Origin of the sequence: Bacillus sp. UNC69MF (assembly GCF_000746035.1) — a bacterium.
Lineage (GTDB): Bacteria > Bacillota > Bacilli > Bacillales > Bacillaceae > Bacillus > Bacillus velezensis.
This window is the reverse complement of the sequence record NZ_JQKM01000004.1, coordinates 255,140-280,544: the sequence shown is the minus strand read 5'-3', so window position 1 is coordinate 280,544 and position 25,405 is coordinate 255,140. Positions and strand designations below refer to the sequence as shown.

Genomic DNA, 25,405 nt, shown 5'->3' with positions numbered 1-25,405 from the left:
ATGAGGTGCGGGGCTTATTTGCCCTCTGTGCAGGGATTCATGGTAAAATAAAAACGACCATGGCTAATGGGAGGAAATCACTTGAAATCAGAAAAAGAAAAAACTTCTAAAAAAAGCGCCGTACTTGATTGGGCGAAAGCCATTATCATCGCTGTCGTTCTGGCACTGCTCATCCGAAACTTTTTATTTGCCCCTTATCTCGTTGATGGAAGATCAATGGATCCGACGCTGCATGACCGCGAGAGAATCTTTGTCAATATGACGGTCAAATACATAAGCGACTTCAAACGCGGCCAGATCGTCGTTCTGAACGGAGAAAACGAGCACTATGTCAAACGGATTATCGGACTTCCCGGCGACACGGTGCAAATGAAAAACGACCAGCTGTACATCAACGGCAAAAAAGTGTCCGAACCGTATTTAGCGGCAAATAAGCACAAGGCGAAGCAAGACGGCTATGACCGGCTGACAGAAGACTTCGGCCCGGTGAAGGTGCCGGACGACAAATATTTCGTCATGGGTGATAACCGCAGAGAATCTATGGACAGCCGCAACGGCCTCGGTCTTTTTACGAAAAAACAAATAGCGGGCACATCAAAATTCGTCTTCTTCCCGTTTAATGAAATTCGCAAGACGAAATAAACCGTACAGGCAGTTTTCTTCATGAGGAAAACTGCTTTTTTATATAAATTTATCTTTCCACCCTCAAAAACAGAACATAAATTCGTATATCTATTTAATAGATAGAAAGTTTTACAGATACATGAAACATCTTCCCTTTATGAAACGTTATATGAATAACTCACGCAGGGAAGAACGGTTTTCTATTCATGAAAAAAAGGAATATGACATAGTAATGAATAGATTGATACGGGCTGGAGGTAGAAAAATGGGAAGAATTAAAACAAAAGCAGCCATTTTACTTGTACTGCTGCTGTTATTAGCGGGCGGTTATATGGTCATAAACGATATTGAACTGAAAGACGTGCCGACTGCAATCGGACAAACCCTGTCCCAGGAAAAAGAAGAATATACAGTCAAAACATATAAAATTACGAAAATCGAAGGAACTGAGTACCACGGTACGGCAGAAAACGGCACAAAAATTATTTTTAACGGCGACAAGCTGAAGCAGGATCTCTCCGATGTGAAAAAGGGAGATAAGATTAAAGCGTATTTCAGCAAATCAAACCGGATTGACGGCTTATTGAAGGTCGTCAAAGTGAACGAATAAATAAAGGCGCCTTTTATGGGAAAAGGGCGCTTTTTATTTTTCTGAATAATTAGGTGCAAATTCATTGCGCCTGCCGCAAAGGATGTTATAATAGCGGATAAGGACAAAAAAATATTGATTGTATCCTTCGGGGCTGGGTGAAAATCCCGACCGGCGGTAATAAGGCGTTTTGCGCTTTACAGCCCGTGACCCGTATGCATCTGTATACGGTGGATTCAGTGAAAAGCTGAAGCCGACAGTGAAAGTCTGGATGGGAGAAGGATGAGAGAAGCTATGCAAAAAATAAACTTACTGTATAGTCTTATTTCCTATGGATTAAAACTGGCAAAGCCCCGAACTGTGTAAACATTCGGGGCTTTTTTGACGCCAAATTGCGTGGAAGAAGGGAGGGATAACGATGGAGGAATATTATATGAATACGGCAATAGAACTTGCCAGACGCGGTGAAGGACAGACACAGTCCAATCCTCTTGTCGGCGCTGTCGTCGTCAAAAACGGACAGATCGTCGGAATGGGCGCCCATTTGCAATACGGAGAAGCGCATGCCGAGGTTCACGCGATTCATATGGCCGGCAGACACGCAAAAGGCGCCGATTTGTATGTGACGCTGGAGCCTTGCAGCCATTACGGAAAAACACCGCCATGCGCCGAACTGATAATAAAGTCGGGGATAAAAAGGGTGTTCATCGCTGTGAAAGATCCGAATCCGCTTGTAGCCGGAAAAGGCATCGGAATGCTGGAAGCAGCGGGCATCGAAGTGAAAACCGGACTTCTCAGGCAGCAGGCAGAAGAGCTGAATAAAATGTTTCTTCACTTCATGCGGACCGGACTTCCGTATGTCACCTTGAAAGCGGCCGCGAGCCTTGACGGGAAAACAGCGACTGAAACCGGTGACAGCAAATGGATTACATCAGAGGCAGCAAGGCTTGATGCCCAGCAATACAGGAAATCGCATCAAAGCATTCTTGTCGGAGCAGGCACAGTCAAAGCCGATAATCCGAGCCTGACCTGCAGGCTTCCTGATGCGGTGAAGCAGCCGGTCAGAGTGATTCTCGATACAAAGCTGACCATTCCTGAAACGGCAAATGTGCTCACTGACGGCGCTGCGCCGACATGGATATTTACGGCCAAAGGTGCAGACGTGCAAAAGAAAGACCGGCTGACCGCACTCGGAATAAAAGTTATTCCGTTGGAAACAGACCGCATTCACGTCCCTGAGGTGCTCAGTATTCTCGCTGAAAACGGCATAATGTCCGTTTATGTGGAAGGCGGAGCATCCGTACACGGAAGTTTTGTCAAGGAAGGCTGTTTCCAAGAGCTTCATTTCTATTTCGCCCCTAAATTAATCGGAGGAACGCTTGCTCCCAGCTTGATCTCCGGTGAAGGTTTTCAATCAATGAAAGATGTCCCCCATTTACAATTCACACAAATCACCCAAATCGGGCCGGATATAAAACTGACGGCCATACCTAAAGATGGAAAGGATGGTGACGATGTTTACAGGAATCGTTGAAGAAACAGGCACGATCCAAGCAATCAAAAAGACAGGCCTTTCCATGGCATTAACCATCGCCGCTTCAAAAGTGACAAGTGATGTGAAGCTTGGCGACAGCATTGCGGTAAACGGCATCTGCCTGACCGTAACCGGATTTTCTGACAATCAATTTACGGTTGATGTCATGCCGGAAACAGTGAAAGCCACTTCGCTGAACGGCTTGTCAAAAGGCAGTAAAGTAAACCTGGAAAGAGCGATGTCCGCCAACGGACGGTTCGGCGGCCACTTTGTATCAGGGCATGTGGACGGAACGGCGGAAATTACGCGGATCGAGAAAAAAAGCAACGCGGTCTATTACGACTTAAAACTTTCGCCGGAATTGACAAAAACGCTCGTATTGAAAGGTTCAATTACGGTAGACGGCGTGAGCCTGACGATTTTCGGTTTATCAGACGAAAGCGTGACGGTATCCATCATTCCGCATACCATCTCAGAAACGATTTTTCAGACGAAAACAGTCGGATCGACCGTAAATATTGAGTGTGACATGATCGGCAAATACTTATACCGCTTTTTGCACAAAACAGAACAAACGAAAAGCAATCAAACTATCACGGAAGCCTTTTTAAGCGAGAACGGCTTTTAGAAAGGAAGATCAATATGTTTCATCCGATAGAAGAGGCGTTAGAGGCGCTGAAAAAAGGTGAAGTCATCATTGTTGTCGATGATGAAGACAGAGAAAACGAAGGAGACTTCGTAGCGCTGGCTGAGCATGCCACGCCGGAAGTGGTGAATTTTATGGCGACCCATGGGAGAGGCCTGATCTGCACGCCGCTGTCTGAAGACATCGCCGGCCGGCTGGATCTTCACCCGATGGTCGATCATAATACGGACTCACATGAGACCGCGTTTACGGTCAGTATTGACCACAGGCTGACAAAAACGGGCATCAGCGCGCAGGAACGATCCTTTACCATTCAGGCGCTGTTGAACGAAGAATCTGTGTCTGACGATTTTCAGCGTCCGGGCCACATTTTCCCCTTAATCGCAAAAAAAGGAGGCGTCCTGAAGCGGGCCGGCCATACGGAAGCAGCCGTTGACCTTGCAAAAGCCTGCGGATCTCAGGGAGCGGGCGTCATTTGTGAAATTATGAATGAAGACGGCACAATGGCCAGAGTGCCGGAGTTAGCCGAAATCGCCGAAAGCCACCAGCTGAAAATGATTACGATAAAAGACTTAATAGAGTACCGTTACAACATTACGACACTTGTGAACAGAGAAGTTGATATTACGCTGCCGACTGACTTCGGCACGTTTAGAGTTTACGGATATACAAACGAGGTTGACGGAAAAGAACATCTCGCCTTTGTCATGGGGGATGTCCCGTTTAACAGCGAACCCGTTCTTGTCAGAGTGCACTCAGAATGCCTGACGGGCGATGTGTTTGCATCCCATCGCTGTGATTGCGGACCTCAGCTTCATGCCGCGCTTGCGCAAATTGCTGAAGAAGGCCGCGGCGTTCTATTGTATTTGCGCCAGGAAGGCAGAGGAATCGGTTTAATCAATAAGCTGAAGGCGTACCGATTGCAGGAACAAGGGTACGACACGGTTGAAGCGAACGAAGCGCTCGGCTTTCTGCCTGATCTGCGCAACTACGGCATCGGCGCCCAGATTCTCCGCGACTTAGGGGTTCAGCATATGAAGCTTTTAACCAATAACCCCCGGAAGATCGCCGGCCTCGAAGGATACGGTCTCAGCATTTCAGAACGGGTGCCGCTTCAAATGGAAGCGAGTGAGCATAACAAGCAATATTTACAGACCAAAATGAAAAAACTTGGACATCTGCTTCATTTCTAAAAACAAATCTCACAAAAAAGGATGGATAACATATGAATATCATACAAGGAAACCTAGTAGGAACAGGACTTAAAATCGGAATCGTCGTCGGCAGATTTAATGAATTTATAACGAGCAAGCTGTTAAGCGGAGCGGAAGACACGTTGCTTCGCCACGGTGTAGAATCAAACGACATTGACATCGCTTGGGTGCCGGGAGCGTTTGAAATCCCGTTTGCGGCAAAGAAAATGGCGGAAACGAAAAAATACGATGCCGTCATTACGCTCGGCACGGTTATCAGAGGAGCGACAACGCATTATGACTATGTCTGCAATGAAGCGGCAAAAGGCATTGCCCAGGCGGGAACGGCGACGGGCGTCCCGGTTATCTTCGGCATCGTGACGACTGAAACCATTGAGCAGGCCATCGAACGAGCCGGAACAAAAGCCGGAAATAAGGGAGCGGATTGCGCGGTATCTGCCATTGAAATGGCAAACTTAAACCGTTCATTTGAATAATTTGTTGAAAAGCGTTTAAAACAGCGGCGAAAATGATATAATGTGAGGAAACGGATCGCCTTTATGTATCCGTTTGATAGGACATGAATGGACATTTTGGATATAGAGGGGTTTTTATGTTAATTCGTTATAAAAAATCGTTTGAAAAGATTGCGATGGGTCTTCTGTCATTTATGCCGAATGAAAAAGATCTCAAGCAGCTTCAGCAGACAATAAAGGACTATGAAACGGATACTGGCCGCCAGCTCTTTCTTTGGAAAGAGGATGAAGATATCGTCGGAGCGATCGGAGTCGAAAAAAAGGACTCAGAAGTTGAAATCCGGCATATCAGCGTGAATCCTTCTTACCGCCATCAAGGAATCGGAAAGCAAATGATGGACGCCTTAAAACGTCTGTTCAAAACGGAGGCACTCGTTCCGAATGAATTAACGCAAAGCTTTTTTGAACGCTGTCAACATCAAAAAGATCAGGATATCTCATATAATAACTGACAAATGCTCCCGGAATCTTCACGGTTTCGGGAGCTGTTTTGATATAGAAAAAGCAGGGCTGACCGTCAGCCTCTGCTTTTTTTTCTTCTCTCAATTTCCCGTTCGCGTTCCTTAATGACATCCGTCCTGTCCCGCAGGCGGTGTTTATGAATAAGAAAGGTATCTGATACGCCGTCTTGCCCCCATGTATAGCCCTTTCGGCGGCATTCGGCAAGACATGCTTCTTTCAGGGCTTCATCTGTAATCGGCAGCATAACACTTTTATAAGGCAGGCCCGCTTCTATATCGTCTGCCAGCGTTTCTATCAGCTCAATCAGCTTCGGATGGCTGAGACCGAGAGAACAGACCGCCTGCTTTTCAGACCGGAGAATACGTAAGCTGTTGGCAATCAGCCGTTTCGCCCCAGCTTCATTTCCCCTGCGCTGGTGATACAGAGCGACGGCAAGCTGAATCAGGCCGACCCAATGAATGCTCCGCTTTTCAGCCGGGCTTTCTTTCCAATATTCCTCTAACAGTTCATGACACTCAAAATAATCTCTTGATGCGTGAAATTCGGCCAAAAAGCCGATATAAGCTTTAGGATACAAGCCGCTTCCTCCTTTTATGCTAAAACCAGTGTACCACAGCGCTATGAAAAGGAAAAAAGAGCGGCTTGGTGCCTGAAGCCTGAGGAACTAGCAGATGTAAGATGCTCCTACGACAACGAGCAAAATAAACAGAACGACAATTAATGCAAAACCTCCGCCGAAACAAGCTCCGCTCATGTGAAATCAGCCTCCCTTTGTTTCAAGTTTACACGGCTATCATATGTGCATCCGCCTTTAAAGGTATAGGCGTATATCTTCTTTTTCAGTATTTTCTAAATAACGGAGGACGTGTATAAAAGTATTGGACGAGAGCATTTCGGTGGATTATACTAAAGGGTAGCCAGTTTTTCCGGCAATGAGAGTGATATTGAAAATGGTGAGATAATGGTAGAATATCAAGTGAAAATTGATACGTTTGAAGGCCCATTGGACCTGCTGCTTCATCTGATTAACCGTCTTGAAATCGACATATACGACATACCCGTGGCAACCATTACTGAACAATATTTATTATATGTACATACAATGCAAGAGCTTGAACTTGATGTCGCCAGTGAATATCTGGTCATGGCGGCGACGCTTCTCAGCATTAAAAGCAGAATGCTGCTTCCGAAACAAGAGGAAGAGCTGTTTGAAGACGAAATGCTTGAAGAAGAAGACCCTCGGGACGAACTGATTGAAAAGCTGATTGAGTATAGAAAGTATAAAACCGCTGCGAAGGATTTAAAAGAGCGGGAAGAAGAAAGACAAAAGTCATTTACAAAGCCGCCGAGTGATTTAAGTGAGTATGCAAAAGAAATCAAACAGACGGAGCAGAAGCTGTCGGTGACCGTTTATGACATGATCGGCGCGTTTCAAAAGGTGCTTCAGCGTAAAAAAATCACGCGGCCGAAAGAAACGACCATTACAAGACAGGAAATACCGATTGAAGACAGAATGAACGAAATCGTAAAAAGCTTAAAAACGGCGGGGAGAAGAATAAACTTCACGGAGCTTTTTCCTTCTCGGCAAAAGGACCATCTCGTCGTGACGTTTTTAGCAGTCCTGGAACTGATGAAAAATCAGCAGATTATCATTGAACAGGAAGAAAACTTTTCAGATATATACATTACGGGGAGTGAATCCATTCATGGCGCTTGATATCGTGAATTGGAAAGCGATTGTGGAAGCCCTGCTGTATGCGGCGGGTGATGAAGGGCTGACCAAAAAGCAATTGGTGACGGTGCTTGAAATAGAAGAAGCGGAACTGGCCGGAATCATGGAAGAAGTGGCCGCTCAGTACAAGGAAGACGACAGAGGCATCGAGCTTACCGAATATGCGGATACGTATATGCTTGGAACGAAAAAAGAATTCGTGCCTTATTTGAAAAAACTAATCGAAGTGCCGTCAAAAGGGCTGTCACAGGCTTCTTTGGAAGTGCTGGCGATCGTTTCGTACAAGCAGCCGATCACACGGGCGGAAATTGAAGATATCCGGGGCGTGAAGTCTGAGCGGATTCTGCACAGCCTCGTGTCAAAAGCGCTGCTGTGTGAGGTGGGCCGCGCCGACGGTCCCGGCCGGGCGATTTTATACGGCACGACACCGGTATTTCTTGAACAATTCGGCTTAAAAACATTGGAGGAGCTCCCGCCGCTTCCTGAAAATGCGGAGGAAGACGTTCTCCAGGAGGAAGCCGATTTATTCTTTGAAAACTTCAACCAAACTTTTGAGGATATTAAATAATAATCGTTTTTCATCATACGATAGTAGGGAAAGGCCATTGATGAATGACGCAAATGACGACGTACAAGAGAGGAAGGAAACGGACGGAAATGGGAAATTCGATTGTGAGGGCCCATACTGAAGAAACTGGTGAATTTTTAGCCGAGGTTGTCACGATGGTCAGCAGCTATTTAAATCATACAACTTTGCCGGAGATGCGGGCTCAAGGAGAGGCGGATGAGGCATACTGCCGCGACGTGCTCAGTGTGCTGAGGAGGATGACCGTCTTTTGCGAAGGCGCCCAGGAAGCCTGCAGGCGGCTTTTAATGCAGGAGCCGTTTCATGAGGCGAGAGCGGAAAAAACGCTGTATAAAGTATATCATCAGTGCGTGGAAGAGTTTTTCATGCCGAAAAAGGATACATGGTACGAAAACAGCCGCGCCGCTTATACAGGCCAAAGCGCGATTGAATTCTACCAGCAAGTGCCGGACTCGCTGCGGAGCCTTCTGCTTTCGCTCAGCAGTGAATTTCTGCGCATGCGGGAAGAATTGGCGCAATATGAAGCATCAGGCTCAAATATGGCATCAGTCAGATAAAAACTCTTCCTTTTGGGAGAGTTTTTTTATGTGAAAGTGATGCAATTGGTATTCATAAGTCATGGACATGCGCATAAACTTGTACAAACCCACAACAAGGACGTGAGCATTCATGCGCTTTCTCAAAAAAGCTGCCGTATTTCTTTTGACTTTTGTTATTCTTTTTTCCATTACAGACGGCAATACGGCACATGCCCAAATACATGTCAGCGCAAAAAGCGCGATTATAATCGACGGAGCATCTGGCAGGGTGTTATTCGCCAAGGATGAACATCATAAGCGGCGGATTGCAAGCATTACGAAAATCATGACGGCGGTGCTGGCGATTGAATCAGGGAAGATGGAAGAGACCGTGACGGTTTCCCCGAATGCCGTAAAAACGGAAGGCTCAGCCATTTATCTTCAGCCGGGACAAAAAGTAAAGCTGAAAGATCTCGTATACGGGCTTATGTTAAGGTCAGGAAATGACGCCGCTGCGGCAATAGCGGAATATGTCGGCGGAAGCCTTGACGGTTTTGTATTTATGATGAACAAAAAAGCCGAGCAAATCGGGATGGAAAATACAAAATTTCAAAATCCGCACGGGCTGGACGACCATGAAAATTTATATTCAACGGCGTATGACATGGCGCTTTTGACTAAATACGCGATGAAAATCAAAGAATACCGGACCGTTTCAGGCACAAAAGTGTATAAGGCGGAAACGATGGACCGGGTATGGAAAAATAAAAACAAGCTTCTGACCGGGCTCTACCGTTACAGCACAGGCGGAAAAACAGGTTACACAAAAATCGCGAAACGGACGCTCGTCTCGACGGCCTCAAAAGACGGAACGGATCTCATCGCGGTCACCATAAATGATCCGGATGATTGGGATGATCATATGAATATGTTTAATTATGTCTTTGAGCACTATAAAACCTATGTCGTCGCTAAAAAAGGCGGCATCCCGAAGCTGAAAAAGACGTTTTACGGAAAGCGCGCTTTTATTGCCCGGGATGTCAAATATTTGTTAAAAGAGGATGAAATCGACGATGTAAAAATCCGCACAACCTTAATAAAACCGAAAAAAGCCTGGAAAAAGGACGCCTCTCTCATTCCTGATGTCGTCGGCCGGATGACTGTTATGCATGATGGGAAAGTGATCGCCAAGATCCCCGTCTATTATGAAAATGAGCGCCATAAAAAACCGAAAAAGCATTTCATTGAGACGTTTACGAGCCTGTTTATGAGCGCGGCGGGCGGTTCGTCATGGTCAATTTAATCTGGGTATGTCTGACGGTAATCGGACTTGTCTTTGCGATGTTTAACGGTACCTTGCAGGATGTGAATGAAGCCGTTTTTAAAGGAGCGAAAGAAGCGGTTACGATCTCGTTCGGATTAATGAGCGTTCTCGTGTTCTGGCTCGGCCTGATGAAAATAGCCGAGCAGTCCGGCCTTTTGGATATATTCAGCAGAATGTGCCGCCCGTTTATTTCTAAGCTGTTTCCCGATATTCCCCCTGATCATCCGGCGATGGGATACATTTTATCAAATCTCATGGCAAACTTTTTCGGACTGGGAAATGCGGCGACACCGCTCGGCATTAAAGCCATGGAGCAGATGAAAAAGCTGAATGGAGGTAAGTCTGAGGCCAGCCGTTCCATGATTACCTTTTTGGCGGTAAATACTTCGAGTATTACATTGATACCGACAACCGTCATTGCCGTGCGCATGGCTTACTCGGCGAAATCACCGACCGATATCGTCGGGCCGACCATCTTAGCGACTTTAATTTCGGGAATCGGCGCGATTTTCATTGACCGCTACTTCTGGTACCGCCGCAAAAGAAAAGGGAGGTAAGCGAATGGAAATGGTGAATTGGCTGTCTTTAGCCATGATTCCGATTATTATCGCCGGTATATTGATATACGGCACGATCAAAAAAGTGCCGACGTATGAATCATTCGTTGAAGGCGGAAAAGAAGGAATTGAGATTGCGTTTTCCATCATTCCGTATTTGGTCGGGATGCTGGTGGCGATTACCGTATTCCGGGCCTCGGGCGCGCTGGATTTTGTCATGGGGCTGTGCAAGCCTTTCTTTACAGCGCTCGGCATTCCCGCAGAAGTCGTGCCGCTTGCTCTGATCCGCCCGATTTCGGGGACGGCGGCGCTCGGCATGACGACAGATCTGATCGCCGTGTACGGGCCTGATTCATTTATCGGCAGGCTGGCCTCGGTCATGCAGGGATCGACTGACACGACGCTGTATGTCCTGACGGTGTATTTCGGGGCGGTCGGCATCAAAAAAATGGGGGATGCTTTAAAGGTTGGTCTTCTTGCTGATTTGATCGGGGTGGTTGCATCAATCATCATAGTTACGTTATTATTTGGAAGCGCCTGAAATCAGGCGCTTTTTATATATCAGAATAACTCTCCTTGAAAAAGCTTGTTTGTTCAAGGGGAAAAAAGTAAGATTATACTTGAGGTGAACGACATGGAAAGACTGCAAAAAGTTATTGCTCATGCCGGCGTGGCATCACGCAGAAAGGCAGAAGAGCTGATAAAAGAAGGAAAAGTAAAGGTGAATGGAAAAGTAATAACAGAGCTCGGCGTAAAAGTGACCGGTTCTGATCAGATTGAAGTAAACGGATTAAAGGTGGAGCGGGAAGAACCCGTGTACTTTCTGCTTTATAAACCGAGAGGAGTGATCTCAGCAGCTGATGACGACAAAGGGCGGAAAGTGGTGACCGACTTTTTCAAAGAAGTGCCGCAGCGCATTTATCCGATCGGCAGGCTTGATTATGATACGAGCGGACTTTTATTGCTGACAAATGACGGCGAGTTTGCCAACAAACTCATGCATCCGAAATACGAAATTGATAAGACGTACGTCGCCAAAGTGAAGGGGATTCCTTCCAAGGAACTTCTGAGAAAGCTTGAGCGCGGCATTCAGCTTGAAGAAGGCAAGACGGCGCCGGCCAGAGCGAAAATGCTTTCCCTGGACAAAAGAAAGCAGACGAGCATCATTCAGCTGACGATTCATGAAGGCCGGAACAGACAGGTCCGCCGCATGTTCGAGGCGATCGGTCATGACGTGCTGAAACTAAAACGTGAAGAATACGCATTTTTAGATTTAAGAGGCCTGCGCACAGGAGACGCAAGAGAATTGTCGCCGCATGAGGTGAAAAGGCTGCGGGCTTTAGCTGAACACGGTAAAAACGCTTTCTAATTTTCACATAACCTTCAAAAATTACAAAACGTGTTGATGATATAATTGAATGGATTTGCAGGCAGGGGAGGGGAGCAGTGTACAATGAACAAAAAACGGCGGCGTTTATTCATTCGGACCGGCATCCTTCTCATCTTACTCTGCGCGCTCGGATATACCATCTATAATGCCGTATACACAAACGGTGAGCGTATATCTGAGGGGTCCAAAGCCCCGAATTTCGCGCTGAAAGATACAGAGGGCAGACTCATAGAACTGAGTCAGTTAAAAGGAAAAGGTGTTTTTCTGAATTTCTGGGGAACGTGGTGTGAGCCGTGTAAGCAGGAATTTCCCTATATGGAGAATCAATACAAGCATTTTAAAGACCTCGGTGTCGAGGTGGTTGCGGTAAATGTCGGCGAATCAAAAATTGCAGTACATAATTTTATGAAAACATACGGCGTCAATTTCCCGGTTGCGCTCGATACTGACCGGCAAGTGCTGGACGCGTACGGCGTATCACCTATTCCGACGACATTTTTGATCAATCCCGACGGAAAAGTCGTGAAAGTGGTGACCGGCACGATGACAGAACGCATGGTTCATGACTATATGAATTTAATTAAGCCGGAGGCGTCTTCATGAAAAAGGTCAAATGTGAATGCGGGCACGTGAATCCAGCCGGGACGGTTTTGTGCGAGTCGTGCGGGAAGCCGCTTGATGATCAAAAATCGCCGCTTGCCGATATGCGGTACGACGGCAGCGCAAGGCGTTCGCAAACATATAACAAAACAATCGTAGATAAGGTATGGAACTTCTTTTCTTCCGTAAAAGTCGGAATATGGCTGATCGTCATTACTCTGGCGGCGTCTGCTTTCGGCACGGTTTTTCCGCAGGAAGCTTATCTGCCGCCGGGCGCCCAGCCGGATACATATTATGAACAGCAGTACGGCATAATCGGCCAAATGTATTATCTGCTGGGATTTCATCACCTGTACGGCTCATGGTGGTATATGCTCCTGATCGCATCCATTGGCATATCACTGGTCATCTGCAGCCTGGATCGGGTGATTCCTTTGTACAGGGCGCTGAAAAATCAAGGAGTTCGGCGGAATCCGGTCTTTTTGAAGAGGCAGCGTCTATACAGCCGGACAGAAACCGAGCTGAGCGGGGATGCGGCTGATAGCCTCAGAACACGATTGAAAAAAAAGCATTATAGAGTGCGAGAACAAGAGGGAAGCATTCTGGCGGAAAAAGGCCGTTTTTCAAGGTGGGGGCCCTACGTCAATCATATCGGCCTGATCATTTTTCTGATCGGAGCCATGCTGAGATTTGTACCCGGTATGTATGTCGATGAAACGCTCTGGGTCCGTGAAGGCGAAACCGCCCAGATCCCCGGTACTGACGGCAAATATTACTTAAAAAACAACCGGTTCACGATGCAGACATATAACAAAGACACTGAGAAAAAAGTATTCGCCGACGCCATTGACAGAGCTGGAAACGGCAAAGTCGCCAAATCCTTCACAACGGACGCGGTTTTGTACAAGAGGGAAGGCGACATTGTATTCGGTGAAAAGCCGAAGCTTAAAAGAGTCAAAGAAAACAATATCCGCGTCAATGAACCGCTGCGCTTTGACTCCTATTCTGTGTATCAGGTGGACTATAAAGAAAACCAGCTCGATCAGATGGTATTTCAGCTGATCGACCAAAAAACAAAACAGTCATTCGGCAAACTGAAGATCAATCTTCTTGATCCCGACACGGACTATGATCTTGGTAACGGTTACAAAGTGCAGATCGCCAGTTATCTTCCTGATTTTTATTTTAACAAGGACGGAGAACCGAGCACAAAAACGAAGGTTCCTAACAATCCGGCTTTTGTCTTTAAAATCACGGCTCCTGACAAGCCGAAAGGGGAGAAAAGTTTTGTTGCGATTCAGCAGACTGTTGAAGGTTCCGAAAGTAACAAGTACAAATTAAAATTCGACCATGTGGAAACGAAAAACATTACAGGACTCACCGTCAGAAAAGACTTAACCTTATGGGTGCTTGCCGTCGGCGGCGCGATCTTTATGATCGGCGTCATTCAAGGAATGTACTGGCAGCACAGAAGGATCTGGATCAAAACAGGTGATCATGAAGTGCTTGTGGCGGGACATACGAACAAAAACTGGTTCGGTCTGAAAAAGGATATCGAATTTGTTCTTAGCGGGACCGGGATTCAAGAGCCGGCCGATCAAAAAGAATTGGCCAAAAATCAGGCCTAGTGAAAAAGGAGTGGTGTCATGGCGGAGCTGAGCGCAAATTTTCTTTATGCTGCCTTTTTGATTTATTTAATTGCCGTCCCGGTTTTCGGCGGCGCCATCCGGGGAACAAAAGGTGCTAAGGACGGTAACGGCCGCTGGTCGGCTATCGGAATCACGTTAACCATATTCGGATTTCTTTGTCATCTCGCCTACTTCATTGCGAGATGGTCGGCAAGCGGACATGCGCCTGTCAGCAATATGTTTGAATTTACGACGTCATTCGGCATGATGCTTGTTCTCGCTTTTATTATTATTTACTTTATTTACAGACTGCCTTCATTAGGCATGTTCACATTGTCTATCGCGCTTTTGCTTATCGCATATGCAAGCATGTTTCCGACAGACATCACGCCGCTTATTCCGTCACTGCAGAGCAATTGGCTGTACATTCACGTCACGACGGCGGCGCTCGGGCAGGCGATTCTTGCGATCAGTTTTGTAGCCGGCGTCATTTTCCTGTTAAAGCATGTCGACCAATCAAGACCGGGCAAAAAAACGTTCTGGCTTGAAGTCATCATGTTTATACTCGTGACGACCGTGGCATTTATCGCCGTCACGTCGGCATTCCGGCTGGCGGACTACAAAGCTGAATTTAATTGGGTGGATAAAAAAGAAGCCAAAAGCGTCATGATATATGATATGCCTGCGCTTGTCGGCCCGCATGAGGGAGAATTGCTTACGGAAGGCGCAATGAAGCCGCTTATTGAGCTTCCGGCCATTTTTTCAGGCAGAAAGGTCAATACGGTGATCTGGTCGTTTGGCGCAGGTCTCGTTTTATACGGTGCGCTCAGGCTGATATTCAGAAAGAGAATCAGCGCTCTTATCAGCCCGCTCGTCAAAAATGTGAATCTGGACTTGGTCGATGAAGTCGGCTACCGCGCTGTTTCCATCGGTTTTCCGGTATTTACACTCGGCGCGCTTGTGTTTGCGATGATTTGGGCGCAGCTTGCATGGACGCGTTTTTGGGGCTGGGACCCGAAGGAAGTATGGGCGCTGATCACCTTTTTATTTTACGCAGCGTATTTGCACTTGCGGCTGTCAAGAGGCTGGCATGGCGAAAAGTCCGCGTGGCTTGCCGTCATCGGCTTCGCCATTATTATGTTTAACTTGATTTTTGTGAATCTCGTGCTTGCCGGACTTCATTCGTACGCATAGATGCAAAAAGCCGATACAGTTCTCAAGCTGCCGCACAGTTTGTTAAAATGAAAGTAACAGAAGGAAAGCAGGGGGAAAACGATGGATCAAACAAATGAAACTAAAATATTAGTAGTAGATGATGAAGCCAGAATTCGACGCCTTTTAAGAATGTACCTTGAACGGGAAAACTATGTGATTGAAGAAGCGGAAAACGGCGACGAGGCCATTAAAATGGGGCTGGCATCAGATTATGATCTGGTGCTCTTGGATTTAATGATGCCGGGAACGGACGGAATCGAAGTATGCCGGCAGCTCAGAGAAAAAAAAGCGACGCCGATTATCATGCTGACGGCAAAAGGGGAAGAAGCCAACCGCGTCCAGGGGTTTGAAGCGGGTACGGACGATTATATCGTCAAGCCTTTCAGCCCGAGAGAAGTGGTGCTTCGGGTAAAGGCGCTTTTAAGAAGGGCTTCCCAAACATCTTATCTGACAGCCAATACCCCGACAAAAAATGTGCTCGTCTTTTCGCATCTATCCATTGATCACGATGCTCACAGGGTGACTGCGGACGGCACAGAGGTGAGCCTGACGCCGAAGGAATATGAACTGCTGTACTTCCTGGCGAAAACACCGGACAAAGTGTACGACAGGGAAAAGCTTTTAAAAGAAGTGTGGCAGTATGAATTTTTCGGAGACCTCAGAACGGTGGACACCCATGTCAAACGGCTCCGTGAAAAATTAAATAAAGTGTCCCCGGGAGCGGCGAAAAAAATCGTCACCGTATGGGGAGTCGGATACAAATTTGAGGTAGGCGCTGAATGAAGTTTTGGAAAAGCGTAGTAGGAAAGCTTTGGTTTACCATTCTTTCACTCGTGTTAATTGTTTTATTTATTTTAACGGTGCTGCTTCTGGAATTTATCGAAAATTACCACGTTGAAGAAGCGGAAAAAGATTTAACGCAGCTTGCCGATAAAATTGCGGTCATAATAGAAAATCATGAAGACCAGCCGCTTGCCAGATCCATCACGTGGGAACTGGCGGACAATTTAACGAGCATCGCGATCATTCAGGATGATAAGCATGTCTGGTATTCGCCCAATGACGATAATCATTTATCCTCTATTACATTAGAGCAGATCAAACATGACCGGGATCTGCACAAGGCGCTGACAGACCGCAAAAAAGTAAGCAAACGCGCGGTCCCCAACCATGCCGGTTCGGATAACGAACGGCTGATCGTCGGAGTGCCGTATGAAAAAGACGGCAAAAAAGGCATGGTTTTTTTATCCCAATCGCTGCTTGCCGTCAAAGATACGACGAAACATACGACACGGTATATTTTTCTTGCGGCGGGCATTGCCATCGTCTTGACAACGTTTTTCGCGTTCTTTTTATCCAGCAGGGTGACATATCCCCTTCGAAAAATGCGGGAAGGCGCCCAAGACTTGGCGAAAGGAAAGTTTGATACAAAAATTCCGATTCTGACCCAAGATGAAATCGGGGAACTGGCCATTGCCTTTAATCAGATGGGACGGCAGCTCAATTTTCATATTAACGCGCTGAATCAGGAAAAAGAACAGCTGTCCAATATTTTAAGCAGTATGGCAGACGGGGTCATCACCATTAATATCGACGGCACCATTTTGGTGACCAACCCGCCGGCCGAACGTTTTCTGCAGGCATGGTATTATGAGCAGAACATGAACATTAAAGAAGGAGACAACCTTCCCCCTGAAGCAAAAGAGCTATTTCAAAATGCAGTGAACACGGAAAAAGAGCAAATGATTGAAATGACGCTTCAAGGAAGGTCATGGGTTTTATTGATGTCGCCTCTTTATGCGGAATCACACGTCCGCGGCGCCGTGGCCGTGCTCCGTGATATGACCGAAGAGCGCAGGCTGGATAAATTGCGTGAAGACTTCATTGCCAATGTCAGTCATGAGCTCAGAACCCCGATTTCTATGCTGCAGGGATACAGCGAAGCAATAGTGGACGACATTGCAAGCACCGAAGAGGAGAAAAAAGAAATCGCGCAGATCATTTATGATGAATCTCTTCGCATGGGCCGGCTCGTCAATGATTTGCTGGATTTGGCCAGAATGGAATCCGGACATACGGGCCTGCACTATGAAACGGTAAACCTGCATGAATTTCTGGAGAAGATCTCCCGCAAATTTTCCGGGGTAGCGAAGGAAAAAGGCGTTTCGCTCACAGAGGACATCTCGGTGTCTCAGCCGGAGTGTGTCTTTGACGAAGACAAAATGGAACAAGTGTTTACCAACCTTATAGATAATGCGCTGCGCCATACGGAGTCAGGCGGAAGCGTTCATATCGCGGCTCAGACCGTAAAAGACGGACTGAAAATCGATATTAAAGATTCCGGCTCGGGAATACCGGAAGAGGATCTGCCTTTTATTTTTGAACGTTTTTATAAAGCGGACAAAGCAAGAACAAGAGGCAGGGCGGGAACCGGACTCGGACTCGCCATCGTAAAAAATATCGTGGAAGCCCACGGCGGCTCAATTGCGGTTCACAGCAGCATCGACAAAGGGACGACGTTTACATTTTATATTCCGACAAAAGCGCAGGATGACGTCTGAAATTGACGAACAATCTTGTTCCATACGAAACACCCGCATGTTCTGCGGGTGTTTTTTATTTGTTTCTCCTTTAAAAATTTAAGAATATGTTAATATAAATTCCCTTCCAAATTCCAGTTTCTCGTAATATAGTTGTAATGTAACTTTTCAACGCATTTTTACGACAAAAAAGTGAACGGAGGGGTTTCCCATGGAAGAAACCTTTCAGATATTATATGATGCATACCATCAAGATTTATATCAATTTTTATTTTATATGGTAAAAGATAAGTCGCAGGCTGAAGATTTGACGCAGGAAGTGTATATCCGCGTCTTGAATTCCTATCATACATTTGAAGGAAGAAGCAGTGAAAAAACATGGCTGTTGTCCATCGCACGCCATGTGGCGATTGACTGGTTCCGCAAGCAGCAGACGATCAGACAGCGTATTATGGGTACGTTTGATTGGGATACACAAGATGTCAGAGATCAGCATTTGCTTCCGGACGAACTCGCCGTACAGCATGAAAACGTCCGGGAAATTTATACCGCGCTTGATCATTGCACCATTGATCAAAGAGCTGTTATTATCTTGAGATTTATTCAGGGATATTCCATTCAGGAAACAGCCGCCGCTCTCCGCTTCTCGGAAAGCAAAGTCAAAACGACCCAACACAGAGGGCTCAAAATACTTCGGAAACAGATGGAGCTTTTGAGGGAGGAGCTAATGGATGATGAAGTCATATTGGAACGAAGAAAGAGTAGAGGAGTTGTTAAGACAACTTCCGGCGGTTAGAGATCATCGTTCACCCGAGGCCATTTACCGGAATATTGAAACGGGTAAACCGTACAGGAAAAAACCGGCCCGAAGCTGGATCGGCCCCGCCGCAGCCGGCGTCTGCGCATTGTGCATCGCTCTGATTATATCTCCTCACCTGATGACAAACAAATCTTCCGGTGATCTTACCGCTGACAGCCGCCAGACTGAAAAAGCCAGTCAGTCAGCTTCTGTCAAGCCGCCGGATCAGAAGACGTTCGTCGTCTCAAACCAAAACAAAAACAATTACATTACTTTGGCATTTGCCGATTCAGAAACATCCGCCGTCATACCGGTCAGTTTTGAAAAAAAGAAGCCGGATGAATCTGTATCAGAGGCTTTATCCGAAGCGGAAGACCTAGAAGTGCCCGAATCCTTCCTGTCTGTGCCGAACCTTTTGGAAGGTGTGCAGGTAACGGCGGATAAGAAGGATTTGCTTGTGCAGGTAAACGGACGGCTTTCTATCGAATCAGTTGCCGATGCTGACTTATTGAAAAAGATGCTGAAAGAGACTTTGACATGGAGTCCTTACGAGCGGATTAAATTGAAAAAGGTTCAAAACGGAGCCGGACAGGATTTTTATAAATCTTACGGCATTTCCGCTGAGATGTCCGTACATAAACAGACAAACCGGGCGTATTTTTCTTACAGCGACAGTCTGGGACAAGAGTATCTCGTCCCGTCTGAACAAACCTATTATTCAGTATATCAGGCTATTGACGGGATGAAGACAACAGACGGAGGCTCACAGACTGCGAGCATTATAGAAGCAGATGCGATTGCATCGGTATCGGAAAGGGAAGACGGCGAGCAGCTGCGGATTCAATTGTCCGAAAAACATAAGGTTGAAGATTCGCTGGAAGGGATTTTAATGATCGAAGGACTTCTGTTAACTGCGAAGGAATTCGGTTATTCTGAGGTGCTGTTCACACATGCGCATACAAAGAAAATCGGTAATTATGATGTGACAAAACCTATCGCTGTGCCTGCCGCGCCTAATCCGCTTCCAAGCCATTAAACCTAATAAAACCCAAAACATATGAATGTTTTGGGTTTTTTGTTGGTTACGGAAGGTCAATCAGTTTAACGGAAACAATATCCTGAATTGAAGTCAGCTCATTGACGACTTTATCATCTAAATGTTTATCAAAAGAAAGCATCATAATGGCTTCTCCGCCTTTTTCTTTACGGCCTACCTGCATGGTAGCGATATTGATATCGTTATCGCCGAGGATGCGTCCGACGCGTCCGATTACACCAGTCGTATCCTGGTGCTGGATATAAACGAGGTGGCCGGCAGGATTTAAGTCAATATTAAAGCCGTTCAGCTCAACGATTCGTTCACCGAAGTGAGGGATATACGTAGCCGTTAACGTAAATGTGCTCCGGTCTCCGGTTACTTTTACGCTGATGCAGTTATCATATCCTGATTCATTGGAGGAAATCTTCTCGCTGAAGCTGATTCCGCGTTCTTTTGCTACACCGCCGGCGTTCACTTCATTGACCGTTGAGTCTACACGCGGTTTTAAGAAACCGGACAGCAGGCTTTTTGTAATAAATGATGTTTCAAGTTTGGCGATGGTGCCTTCATATTGAATCGCAACATCTTTGACGGGTTCCTTCATACATTGTGACACGAGACTTCCGATTTTATCGGCAATTTGGTGATAAGGCTGGATTTTTTTGAATTCATCTTTCGTCATCGCAGGCAGGTTGATCGCTGACATGACAGGCAGACCTTTTGCAAACTGCAGCACTTCTTCAGAAACCTGTGCAGCGACATTCAGCTGTGCTTCTTTCGTTGAAGCGCCTAAGTGAGGTGTGGCGATCACCAGCGGATGGTCGGGAAGCTTTGATTCAACTGGCGGTTCCACTTCAAACACGTCAAGGGCAGCGCCTGCGACATGGCCGCTTTCCAGCGCTTCCAAAAGCGCCGCTTCATCAATAATGCCGCCTCTTGCGCAGTTGATAAGACGGACGCCTTTTTTCGTTTTAGCAATGGTTTCTCTGTTAAGCAGTCCTTTTGTTTCCTTTGTTAAAGGCGTGTGGACGGTAATGATATCCGCGCTTTCAAGCACTTCTTCGAATGTCCGGCTGTTTACGCCGATTTTACCGGCTCTCTCTTCGGTTAAGAAAGGATCGAATACATGAACCGTCATACCGAACGCTCTGGCGCGCTGGGCAATCTCGCTTCCGATCCGGCCCAGACCGACAATGCCTAAAGTCTTTCCGTAGAGCTCCGCCCCGACAAAAGCCGTCCGGTTCCATTCTCTTGATTTTACTGAGATATTGGCTTGCGGAATGTGTCTCATTAATGAAGAAATCATCGCGAATGTATGCTCTGCCGTTGAAATGGTGTTTCCATTCGGCGCGTTTATCACGATAACCCCATGTTTTGTGGCCTCATCAATGTCGATGTTGTCTACGCCGACACCGGCTCTGCCGACGATTTTTAAAGAGGTCATTTTTTTAAACAATTCTTCGGTTACTTTCGTGGCACTGCGGACTAACAGGGCATCAAAGGTATGTAATTCATCTTCTGCATCCGCGACGTTTTTTTGAACAATTTCTATAAAGTCTGATTCCATCAGCGGCTTTAAGCCGTCATTGCTCATCTTATCTGAGACCAAAACTCGAAACATTGTTAGATTTCCTCCTAGTTTAGCTGACTAAATATCTGATAATTTATCATATTCTCAATAGAGTGTCAATGTGTATTGACGCAGTAAAGGAGAAAAGGAAACCGCTGAATCAGCTTAAATTGGGCTTCCCCAATATTTTATTTAAATTTGAGCAGTTCTCTATACAATTGCAATTTGATCATATATAATGTGAATAAATTCATAAGATCAATCTTCGGGGCAGGGTGAAATTCCCTACCGGCGGTGATGAGCATCATGCTCTAAGCCCGCGAGCTGCTTCGGCGGCAGGATCCGGTGAGATTCCGGAGCCGACAGTATAGTCTGGATGGGAGAAGATGGAGGTTCAGCAGACGTTTTGATGCTTATATCAAACGTTTCTTTGCCAAGCCTTAGTAAGCTCCCGCTTTTTAACAAAAGCGGTTTTTTTATTGGGGCGCAAAAGAACCTTTCCTCTTTTCGAGAGATTTGATCGAAAAGGAGAGAGCATTGTGAAAGTAAAAAAATTAGTTGTCATCAGTATGCTTAGCAGTATTGCTTTTGTGCTTATGCTGTTAAATTTCCCGTTTCCGGGGCTGCCGGATTACTTGAAAATTGATTTCAGTGACGTTCCTGCAATTATCGCCATTTTGGTTTACGGGCCTGCGGCGGGGATTGCGGTTGAAGCGATTAAAAATATTCTGCAGTATATCATTCAAGGAAGCATGGCCGGCGTGCCTGTCGGGCAGGCAGCCAATTTTATCGCAGGAACGCTGTTTATTCTGCCGACGGCGTTTATGTTTAAAAAGCTCAAATCTGCTAAAGGACTTGCAGTGAGCCTGCTGGCCGGAACCGCAGCGATGACTGTATTGATGAGTATTTTGAACTATATTCTTATCCTGCCCGCGTATACTTGGTTTTTACATTCACCGGCACTGTCAAACAGCCAGTTAAAAACGGCGGTTGTCGCAGGAATCCTGCCGTTTAACATTGTAAAAGGCGTTATCATCACCATCGTCTTTACGTTCATCTTTACGAAGCTGAAACCTTGGATTGAACAAAAACGCAGCATCCAGACACAATAACCACTTCAAAGCGCCCGCTCTGTAAAACACAGACCGGGCGCTTTTTTGATTGTTTGATCACGCAAAAAAATAAGACTCCGGCCGATAACAGCCGGAGTCTTATTCAGGACGAAAAAGCTCCTCTCACGGGGAGGGCTTTTTTATTCGTATTTCAGCGGGTCGCCTTCGAACGGTTCATCCGCAACTTTGATTGAATCAGTAGGGCATCCTTCAAATGCGTCAATCATATCTTCTTCCAGAACTTCCGGAACTTCGACGACGCCTTTATTTTCGTCAAGCGTAACGAACGCAATGCCTTCATCATCATAATCATAAATGTCTGGTGCCGCAGCTCCGCAGGCGCCGCATGCAATACACGTATCTTTATCTACAATTGTGTACTTTGCCATGAATAAAACCTCCCAGATTGTTCGTGTTGGAACAAATGGTTTACCTTATATATTTTTAAATATAACACCTATTCCTCTTACTTATTGTAATGATGTTAGTGTCAAATTTCAACAGAAAAATGATTGAGAATGCTTATCACATAAGGGATTCTCTTTAGCACTTCCCCCTAAAAGATGACTTTAAACGTCAAATTTATATGAAAATCTGTTAAAATAAAAAGAACCAAAAAACGAAACTTGTCACAGAAGAAATGTAGGTGTGTTTAGATTGGCGATAAACTACTTTGATACCGTGGTTCTCGACTGTCTGGACAAAATAGACGGCGAACGGACTCCGAGTGCTGTGTTTCATTTATTAAAAGGAAAAAAGTCGTCTCAAACCATTCAGGATGCCGGCTTATTTCAGATCGCTAAATATTTCGGCATGGCTTCACATTGTGAACGCGGCGATATTGCGGCTTCTTTGCATAAACTCACCGAGAACTCATACATTACAGCCGGAAAAGAAGAGGGAACGTGGAAAGTGACTGCGCGCGGCGTTCAAAGGCTTGAACGGGCGTTTGCCGAGCGGCCTTGGCCGAAGCACTGCCACGGCGCGAATTATCAAACGCCTGCCGTTACCCTGTGGAGGCGGCTTTCCCTGCTCATTCAAGTCCTATCAAACAAAGAGCATCAATGCAGTCAATATATCCCGGTTACAAACGATGTGCAGACGCTGAGATGGGTCAAACGGTTCATGCGGAAAAACAGAGATGCTAAAGAGCTTTCCGTCCAAATGCATGAGACGCTGTTTCACCTTCTGCAAGGCGTAAGTGAACGGCAGGCGCTTATTTTTGTCTATTCTTTAACTTCATTCAACAGAATCGGCAAAACGAATAAGCAGCTTGCTCTCCAGCTGAACGAAGATGAATGGTATGTGTCCGTCCAGTTTTGGGGAGCGGTACATTATGTTATTCAATCGCTTCCGCAATGTGCATATCCCGCTCTGCGCGAGCTGTTGTCCGATTTGCAGGCGGAAAGCGCGCTGACACAGTCTGCCAGAAAAACCTTTGAGCTGTTGGAAAAAGGGTTTCCGATTGAACGGATCGCCGCGGTCAGAAATTTAAAAACAGCCACAATCGAAGATCATATCGTAGAAATATCATTGCATCAGCCTGCATTTTTTATAGAACAGTATCTTTCTGAAGAGGAACAGCGTATGATAACGGCATTTGCAAAACAGCATCAAACGAATAAAATTAAACGGATTCGCGAAGGAATGCAGATGCGCTTCAGCTATTTTCAGATCAGGCTGGCGCTGGCAAAGACGGTGAATCAGCATGACTGAGCTGCATAAAGCTTTATCCAGGTATTTTGGTTTGCATTCCTTTAAAAAAGGGCAGGAAGAGATTATGACTAGCGTGCTCCAAAAAAAAGATACGATCGCCATGCTTCCGACCGGCGGGGGAAAATCATTATGCTATCAGCTCCCGGGTTACATGATGGACGGGCTGGTGCTGATTATTTCGCCGCTCCTTTCATTAATGGAAGATCAGGTGCAGCAGCTGAAAGCGAAAGGAGAAAAGCGGGTTGCTGCATTAAACAGCATGCTGAATTCCGCAGAGCGGCATTTTATCCTCAGCAACATCAGCCGTTATAAATTTCTCTATATGTCTCCTGAAGCCCTTTCTTCACCTTATGTGCTGAACCGTTTGAAAAATGTCTCTGTCAGTTTATTTGTTATTGATGAGGCTCATTGCATATCAGAATGGGGACATGATTTCAGGCCTGATTATTCGAAGCTCGGACCTTTCAGGCAGGCACTCGGAAAGCCGCCTGTATTGGCGCTGACTGCAACAGCGACAAAAGAAACGCTCAGAGACGTGACGGATGTGCTCGGACTTGAGCATGCGGTGCGTCATCTTTATTCAGTCAACCGGCCGAATATTCTCCTGGCGGCAGAACATTTGGCTGATAATGCCGAAAAAATAAGCAGGCTCACGGAGCTTGCCGAAAAGCTTGAAGGCCCGGGTATCATATATTGTCCGACCAGGAAATGGGCGGAAGAGCTTGCGGCTGAGCTGAACGAAAAAACGGGAAAGCGGACGGATTATTATCACGGCGGAATGGATACAGGCGACAGGATTTTAATCCAGCAGCAATTTATCCATAACCAGCTTGATTGCATCTGCTGCACCAATGCGTTCGGCATGGGTGTGGATAAGTCAGATATCCGCTTTGTCATTCACTTTTATCCTCCCCAAACGGCCGAGGCCTTTATGCAGGAAATCGGCAGAGCGGGACGCGACGGCAGCCCGAGTGTCAGTATTTTGCTGAGGGCGCCCGGCGATACCGAGCTTCAGCAGCAGATTATTCAGACAGAAAGCCTGTCTGATTATGACCTGGAAGGCATTCTGGCCGTCATACGGGATGCCGGTACGGGTGATGAACGAAAGCTTCGGGACGTTCTGATCAATAAGGGCGTCCAGGAAACACAGGCGCGAACGGCCGTCCATCTGTATCTGCAAGGAAAAACCACAAAAGAGCAGCTGCAGGAAGAACTGACATACCGCGTGGAAAAGAAGCTGCGTAAAATGAATCGTTTTTCGGCGTTATTAGAGCGGAAAGAATGTATAAGAGAAGCGCTGCTGTCTTATTTTGATGAACCGTATGAGACTGATGGTCAAACCGGACAATGCTGCAGCAGCTGCGGACTTGATCTGGCTCCGTACGAGCAAAAAGGAGAACGTAAAAATATGGAACGGTTTGAAGATTGGAAGCTGGAATTAGGCCGGATTTTCGGATCAGAGTCTGCGGGTGAGTTCAGCTGAGACGGCAAAGCG

The 25,405-nt window shown here is 46.3% G+C and carries 28 protein-coding genes and 2 riboswitches; of the genes, 24 read left to right on the top strand and 4 right to left on the bottom strand.

Translation table 11 applies throughout. The features are described from left to right. The first annotated feature begins 66 nt into the window (after positions 1-66). The 7 genes from lepB to ribT all read left to right on the top strand — a co-directional run bounded on the left by lepB (position 67) and on the right by ribT (position 5,574). The gene (gene lepB, locus BR62_RS0106210; protein WP_032861567.1) at positions 67-642 is read left to right on the top strand and encodes a signal peptidase I; all 576 of its coding nucleotides are present in this window, start codon (positions 67-69) and stop codon (positions 640-642) included. A gap of 247 nt (positions 643-889) precedes the next feature. Beyond that, positions 890-1,234 carry a hypothetical protein gene (locus tag BR62_RS0106205; RefSeq protein ID WP_007409423.1) on the top strand — a complete coding sequence of 115 codons (345 nt, stop codon included), beginning with the start codon at positions 890-892 and terminating at the stop codon, positions 1,232-1,234. A gap of 119 nt (positions 1,235-1,353) precedes the next feature. After that, a riboswitch (FMN riboswitch) is annotated at positions 1,354-1,500 on the top strand. A 131-nt stretch (positions 1,501-1,631) separates the two neighbouring features. Continuing rightward, the gene (gene ribD, locus BR62_RS0106200) at positions 1,632-2,747 is read left to right on the top strand and encodes a bifunctional diaminohydroxyphosphoribosylaminopyrimidine deaminase/5-amino-6-(5-phosphoribosylamino)uracil reductase RibD (RefSeq protein WP_015240125.1); all 1,116 of its coding nucleotides are present in this window, start codon (positions 1,632-1,634) and stop codon (positions 2,745-2,747) included. Continuing rightward, a complete protein-coding gene (ribE, locus tag BR62_RS0106195) occupies positions 2,728-3,375 on the top strand; it encodes a riboflavin synthase (RefSeq protein WP_007409425.1) in 648 nt (215 codons plus the stop codon). Before ribD ends, ribE begins: the two co-directional genes overlap by 20 nt. A gap of 14 nt (positions 3,376-3,389) precedes the next feature. Then, a complete protein-coding gene (locus tag BR62_RS0106190) occupies positions 3,390-4,586 on the top strand; it encodes a bifunctional 3,4-dihydroxy-2-butanone-4-phosphate synthase/GTP cyclohydrolase II (protein WP_015240124.1) in 1,197 nt (398 codons plus the stop codon). A 32-nt stretch (positions 4,587-4,618) separates the two neighbouring features. Continuing rightward, positions 4,619-5,083: a 6,7-dimethyl-8-ribityllumazine synthase gene (gene ribH, locus BR62_RS0106185; RefSeq protein ID WP_015240123.1), complete on the top strand. Its 465-nt coding sequence runs from the start codon at positions 4,619-4,621 to the stop codon at positions 5,081-5,083. A gap of 116 nt (positions 5,084-5,199) precedes the next feature. Beyond that, the gene (gene ribT, locus BR62_RS0106180) at positions 5,200-5,574 is read left to right on the top strand and encodes a GNAT family N-acetyltransferase RibT (protein WP_015240122.1); all 375 of its coding nucleotides are present in this window, start codon (positions 5,200-5,202) and stop codon (positions 5,572-5,574) included. 65 nt (positions 5,575-5,639) lie between these two features. Here ribT and BR62_RS0106175 read toward each other — a convergent pair whose 3' ends face one another. After that, positions 5,640-6,161, bottom strand: coding sequence for a DUF309 domain-containing protein (locus BR62_RS0106175; protein ID WP_007612304.1), 522 nt, complete (start codon positions 6,159-6,161; stop codon positions 5,640-5,642). An 87-nt stretch (positions 6,162-6,248) separates the two neighbouring features. Continuing rightward, on the bottom strand, positions 6,249-6,338 hold the full coding sequence (locus BR62_RS19080) for a YjcZ family sporulation protein (protein WP_003153376.1): 90 nt from the start codon (positions 6,336-6,338) through the stop codon (positions 6,249-6,251). A 207-nt stretch (positions 6,339-6,545) separates the two neighbouring features. Here BR62_RS19080 and BR62_RS0106170 point away from each other — a divergent pair, with 207 nt between their 5' ends. The 14 genes from BR62_RS0106170 to BR62_RS0106105 all read left to right on the top strand — a co-directional run bounded on the left by BR62_RS0106170 (position 6,546) and on the right by BR62_RS0106105 (position 19,509). Continuing rightward, a complete protein-coding gene (locus BR62_RS0106170) occupies positions 6,546-7,301 on the top strand; it encodes a segregation/condensation protein A (protein WP_007409427.1) in 756 nt (251 codons plus the stop codon). Next, complete coding sequence (gene scpB / locus BR62_RS0106165; protein ID WP_007409428.1) at positions 7,291-7,884, top strand: SMC-Scp complex subunit ScpB; 594 nt, start codon at positions 7,291-7,293, stop codon at positions 7,882-7,884. The genes BR62_RS0106170 and scpB overlap by 11 nt, the downstream gene beginning before the upstream one ends. A gap of 89 nt (positions 7,885-7,973) precedes the next feature. Next, complete coding sequence (locus tag BR62_RS0106160) at positions 7,974-8,459, top strand: DUF3907 family protein (RefSeq protein WP_015240120.1); 486 nt, start codon at positions 7,974-7,976, stop codon at positions 8,457-8,459. Between the two features lie 112 nt (positions 8,460-8,571). Then, a complete protein-coding gene (locus BR62_RS0106155; RefSeq protein WP_012117887.1) occupies positions 8,572-9,723 on the top strand; it encodes a D-alanyl-D-alanine carboxypeptidase family protein in 1,152 nt (383 codons plus the stop codon). Beyond that, positions 9,711-10,301 carry a nucleoside recognition domain-containing protein gene (locus BR62_RS0106150; RefSeq protein ID WP_003153385.1) on the top strand — a complete coding sequence of 197 codons (591 nt, stop codon included), beginning with the start codon at positions 9,711-9,713 and terminating at the stop codon, positions 10,299-10,301. The genes BR62_RS0106155 and BR62_RS0106150 overlap by 13 nt, the downstream gene beginning before the upstream one ends. Positions 10,302-10,305: 4 nt before the next feature. Beyond that, positions 10,306-10,842 (top strand): spore maturation protein SpmB, encoded by a 537-nt coding sequence (gene spmB, locus BR62_RS0106145; protein WP_003153387.1) that lies wholly within the window; start codon positions 10,306-10,308, stop codon positions 10,840-10,842. A 93-nt stretch (positions 10,843-10,935) separates the two neighbouring features. Then, positions 10,936-11,670: a 23S rRNA pseudouridine(2605) synthase RluB gene (rluB, locus tag BR62_RS0106140; protein ID WP_007612296.1), complete on the top strand. Its 735-nt coding sequence runs from the start codon at positions 10,936-10,938 to the stop codon at positions 11,668-11,670. A gap of 84 nt (positions 11,671-11,754) precedes the next feature. Next, entirely contained in the window at positions 11,755-12,294 is a 540-nt protein-coding gene (gene resA, locus BR62_RS0106135) for a thiol-disulfide oxidoreductase ResA (protein ID WP_003153391.1), read from the top strand. Continuing rightward, positions 12,291-13,919 (top strand): cytochrome c biogenesis protein ResB, encoded by a 1,629-nt coding sequence (gene resB, locus BR62_RS0106130; RefSeq protein WP_032870107.1) that lies wholly within the window; start codon positions 12,291-12,293, stop codon positions 13,917-13,919. Before resA ends, resB begins: the two co-directional genes overlap by 4 nt. Before the next feature lie 18 nt (positions 13,920-13,937). Beyond that, entirely contained in the window at positions 13,938-15,113 is a 1,176-nt protein-coding gene (ccsB, locus tag BR62_RS0106125; protein ID WP_015240117.1) for a c-type cytochrome biogenesis protein CcsB, read from the top strand. 81 nt (positions 15,114-15,194) lie between these two features. Next, positions 15,195-15,917 (top strand): DNA-binding response regulator ResD, encoded by a 723-nt coding sequence (gene resD, locus BR62_RS0106120; RefSeq protein WP_003153397.1) that lies wholly within the window; start codon positions 15,195-15,197, stop codon positions 15,915-15,917. Continuing rightward, positions 15,914-17,695, top strand: coding sequence for an ATP-binding protein (locus tag BR62_RS0106115; RefSeq protein WP_032870105.1), 1,782 nt, complete (start codon positions 15,914-15,916; stop codon positions 17,693-17,695). Before resD ends, BR62_RS0106115 begins: the two co-directional genes overlap by 4 nt. A gap of 190 nt (positions 17,696-17,885) precedes the next feature. Next, a complete protein-coding gene (sigX, locus tag BR62_RS0106110; protein WP_003153399.1) occupies positions 17,886-18,470 on the top strand; it encodes an RNA polymerase sigma factor SigX in 585 nt (194 codons plus the stop codon). Then, complete coding sequence (locus BR62_RS0106105; RefSeq protein WP_015240115.1) at positions 18,445-19,509, top strand: hypothetical protein; 1,065 nt, start codon at positions 18,445-18,447, stop codon at positions 19,507-19,509. The genes sigX and BR62_RS0106105 overlap by 26 nt, the downstream gene beginning before the upstream one ends. Positions 19,510-19,555: 46 nt before the next feature. Here the strand turns inward: BR62_RS0106105 and serA are convergent, their stop codons facing one another. Beyond that, positions 19,556-21,133 (bottom strand): phosphoglycerate dehydrogenase, encoded by a 1,578-nt coding sequence (serA, locus tag BR62_RS0106100; protein WP_007409437.1) that lies wholly within the window; start codon positions 21,131-21,133, stop codon positions 19,556-19,558. 206 nt (positions 21,134-21,339) lie between these two features. Next, a riboswitch (FMN riboswitch) is annotated at positions 21,340-21,474 on the top strand. A gap of 147 nt (positions 21,475-21,621) precedes the next feature. Between serA and BR62_RS0106095 the strand changes: the two genes are divergently transcribed. Continuing rightward, positions 21,622-22,194: an ECF transporter S component gene (locus BR62_RS0106095; RefSeq protein ID WP_015240114.1), complete on the top strand. Its 573-nt coding sequence runs from the start codon at positions 21,622-21,624 to the stop codon at positions 22,192-22,194. 140 nt (positions 22,195-22,334) lie between these two features. Here the strand turns inward: BR62_RS0106095 and BR62_RS0106090 are convergent, their stop codons facing one another. Then, positions 22,335-22,583: a ferredoxin gene (locus BR62_RS0106090; protein WP_003153403.1), complete on the bottom strand. Its 249-nt coding sequence runs from the start codon at positions 22,581-22,583 to the stop codon at positions 22,335-22,337. A gap of 268 nt (positions 22,584-22,851) precedes the next feature. Between BR62_RS0106090 and BR62_RS0106085 the strand changes: the two genes are divergently transcribed. After that, entirely contained in the window at positions 22,852-23,910 is a 1,059-nt protein-coding gene (locus tag BR62_RS0106085) for a YpbB family protein (RefSeq protein WP_032870103.1), read from the top strand. Beyond that, positions 23,903-25,393, top strand: coding sequence for a RecQ family ATP-dependent DNA helicase (locus tag BR62_RS0106080; protein ID WP_032870100.1), 1,491 nt, complete (start codon positions 23,903-23,905; stop codon positions 25,391-25,393). Before BR62_RS0106085 ends, BR62_RS0106080 begins: the two co-directional genes overlap by 8 nt. Positions 25,394-25,405: the final 12 nt, after the last annotated feature.

What these genes read in the sequence shown, in the direction of transcription:
- lepB (WP_032861567.1), top strand. Translation starts at nt 67, where the DNA reads ATGGGAGGAAATCACTTGAAATCAGAAAAAGAAAAAACTTCTAAAAAA.
- BR62_RS0106205 (WP_007409423.1), top strand. Translation starts at nt 890, where the DNA reads ATGGGAAGAATTAAAACAAAAGCAGCCATTTTACTTGTACTGCTGCTG.
- ribD (WP_015240125.1), top strand. Translation starts at nt 1,632, where the DNA reads ATGGAGGAATATTATATGAATACGGCAATAGAACTTGCCAGACGCGGT.
- ribE (WP_007409425.1), top strand. Translation starts at nt 2,728, where the DNA reads ATGTTTACAGGAATCGTTGAAGAAACAGGCACGATCCAAGCAATCAAA.
- BR62_RS0106190 (WP_015240124.1), top strand. Translation starts at nt 3,390, where the DNA reads ATGTTTCATCCGATAGAAGAGGCGTTAGAGGCGCTGAAAAAAGGTGAA.
- ribH (WP_015240123.1), top strand. Translation starts at nt 4,619, where the DNA reads ATGAATATCATACAAGGAAACCTAGTAGGAACAGGACTTAAAATCGGA.
- ribT (WP_015240122.1), top strand. Translation starts at nt 5,200, where the DNA reads ATGTTAATTCGTTATAAAAAATCGTTTGAAAAGATTGCGATGGGTCTT.
- BR62_RS19080 (WP_003153376.1), bottom strand. Translation starts at nt 6,338, where the DNA reads ATGAGCGGAGCTTGTTTCGGCGGAGGTTTTGCATTAATTGTCGTTCTG.
- BR62_RS0106170 (WP_007409427.1), top strand. Translation starts at nt 6,546, where the DNA reads ATGGTAGAATATCAAGTGAAAATTGATACGTTTGAAGGCCCATTGGAC.
- scpB (WP_007409428.1), top strand. Translation starts at nt 7,291, where the DNA reads ATGGCGCTTGATATCGTGAATTGGAAAGCGATTGTGGAAGCCCTGCTG.
- BR62_RS0106160 (WP_015240120.1), top strand. Translation starts at nt 7,974, where the DNA reads ATGGGAAATTCGATTGTGAGGGCCCATACTGAAGAAACTGGTGAATTT.
- BR62_RS0106155 (WP_012117887.1), top strand. Translation starts at nt 8,572, where the DNA reads ATGCGCTTTCTCAAAAAAGCTGCCGTATTTCTTTTGACTTTTGTTATT.
- BR62_RS0106150 (WP_003153385.1), top strand. Translation starts at nt 9,711, where the DNA reads ATGGTCAATTTAATCTGGGTATGTCTGACGGTAATCGGACTTGTCTTT.
- spmB (WP_003153387.1), top strand. Translation starts at nt 10,306, where the DNA reads ATGGAAATGGTGAATTGGCTGTCTTTAGCCATGATTCCGATTATTATC.
- rluB (WP_007612296.1), top strand. Translation starts at nt 10,936, where the DNA reads ATGGAAAGACTGCAAAAAGTTATTGCTCATGCCGGCGTGGCATCACGC.
- resA (WP_003153391.1), top strand. Translation starts at nt 11,755, where the DNA reads ATGAACAAAAAACGGCGGCGTTTATTCATTCGGACCGGCATCCTTCTC.
- resB (WP_032870107.1), top strand. Translation starts at nt 12,291, where the DNA reads ATGAAAAAGGTCAAATGTGAATGCGGGCACGTGAATCCAGCCGGGACG.
- ccsB (WP_015240117.1), top strand. Translation starts at nt 13,938, where the DNA reads ATGGCGGAGCTGAGCGCAAATTTTCTTTATGCTGCCTTTTTGATTTAT.
- resD (WP_003153397.1), top strand. Translation starts at nt 15,195, where the DNA reads ATGGATCAAACAAATGAAACTAAAATATTAGTAGTAGATGATGAAGCC.
- BR62_RS0106115 (WP_032870105.1), top strand. Translation starts at nt 15,914, where the DNA reads ATGAAGTTTTGGAAAAGCGTAGTAGGAAAGCTTTGGTTTACCATTCTT.
- sigX (WP_003153399.1), top strand. Translation starts at nt 17,886, where the DNA reads ATGGAAGAAACCTTTCAGATATTATATGATGCATACCATCAAGATTTA.
- serA (WP_007409437.1), bottom strand. Translation starts at nt 21,133, where the DNA reads ATGTTTCGAGTTTTGGTCTCAGATAAGATGAGCAATGACGGCTTAAAG.
- BR62_RS0106090 (WP_003153403.1), bottom strand. Translation starts at nt 22,583, where the DNA reads ATGGCAAAGTACACAATTGTAGATAAAGATACGTGTATTGCATGCGGC.
- BR62_RS0106080 (WP_032870100.1), top strand. Translation starts at nt 23,903, where the DNA reads ATGACTGAGCTGCATAAAGCTTTATCCAGGTATTTTGGTTTGCATTCC.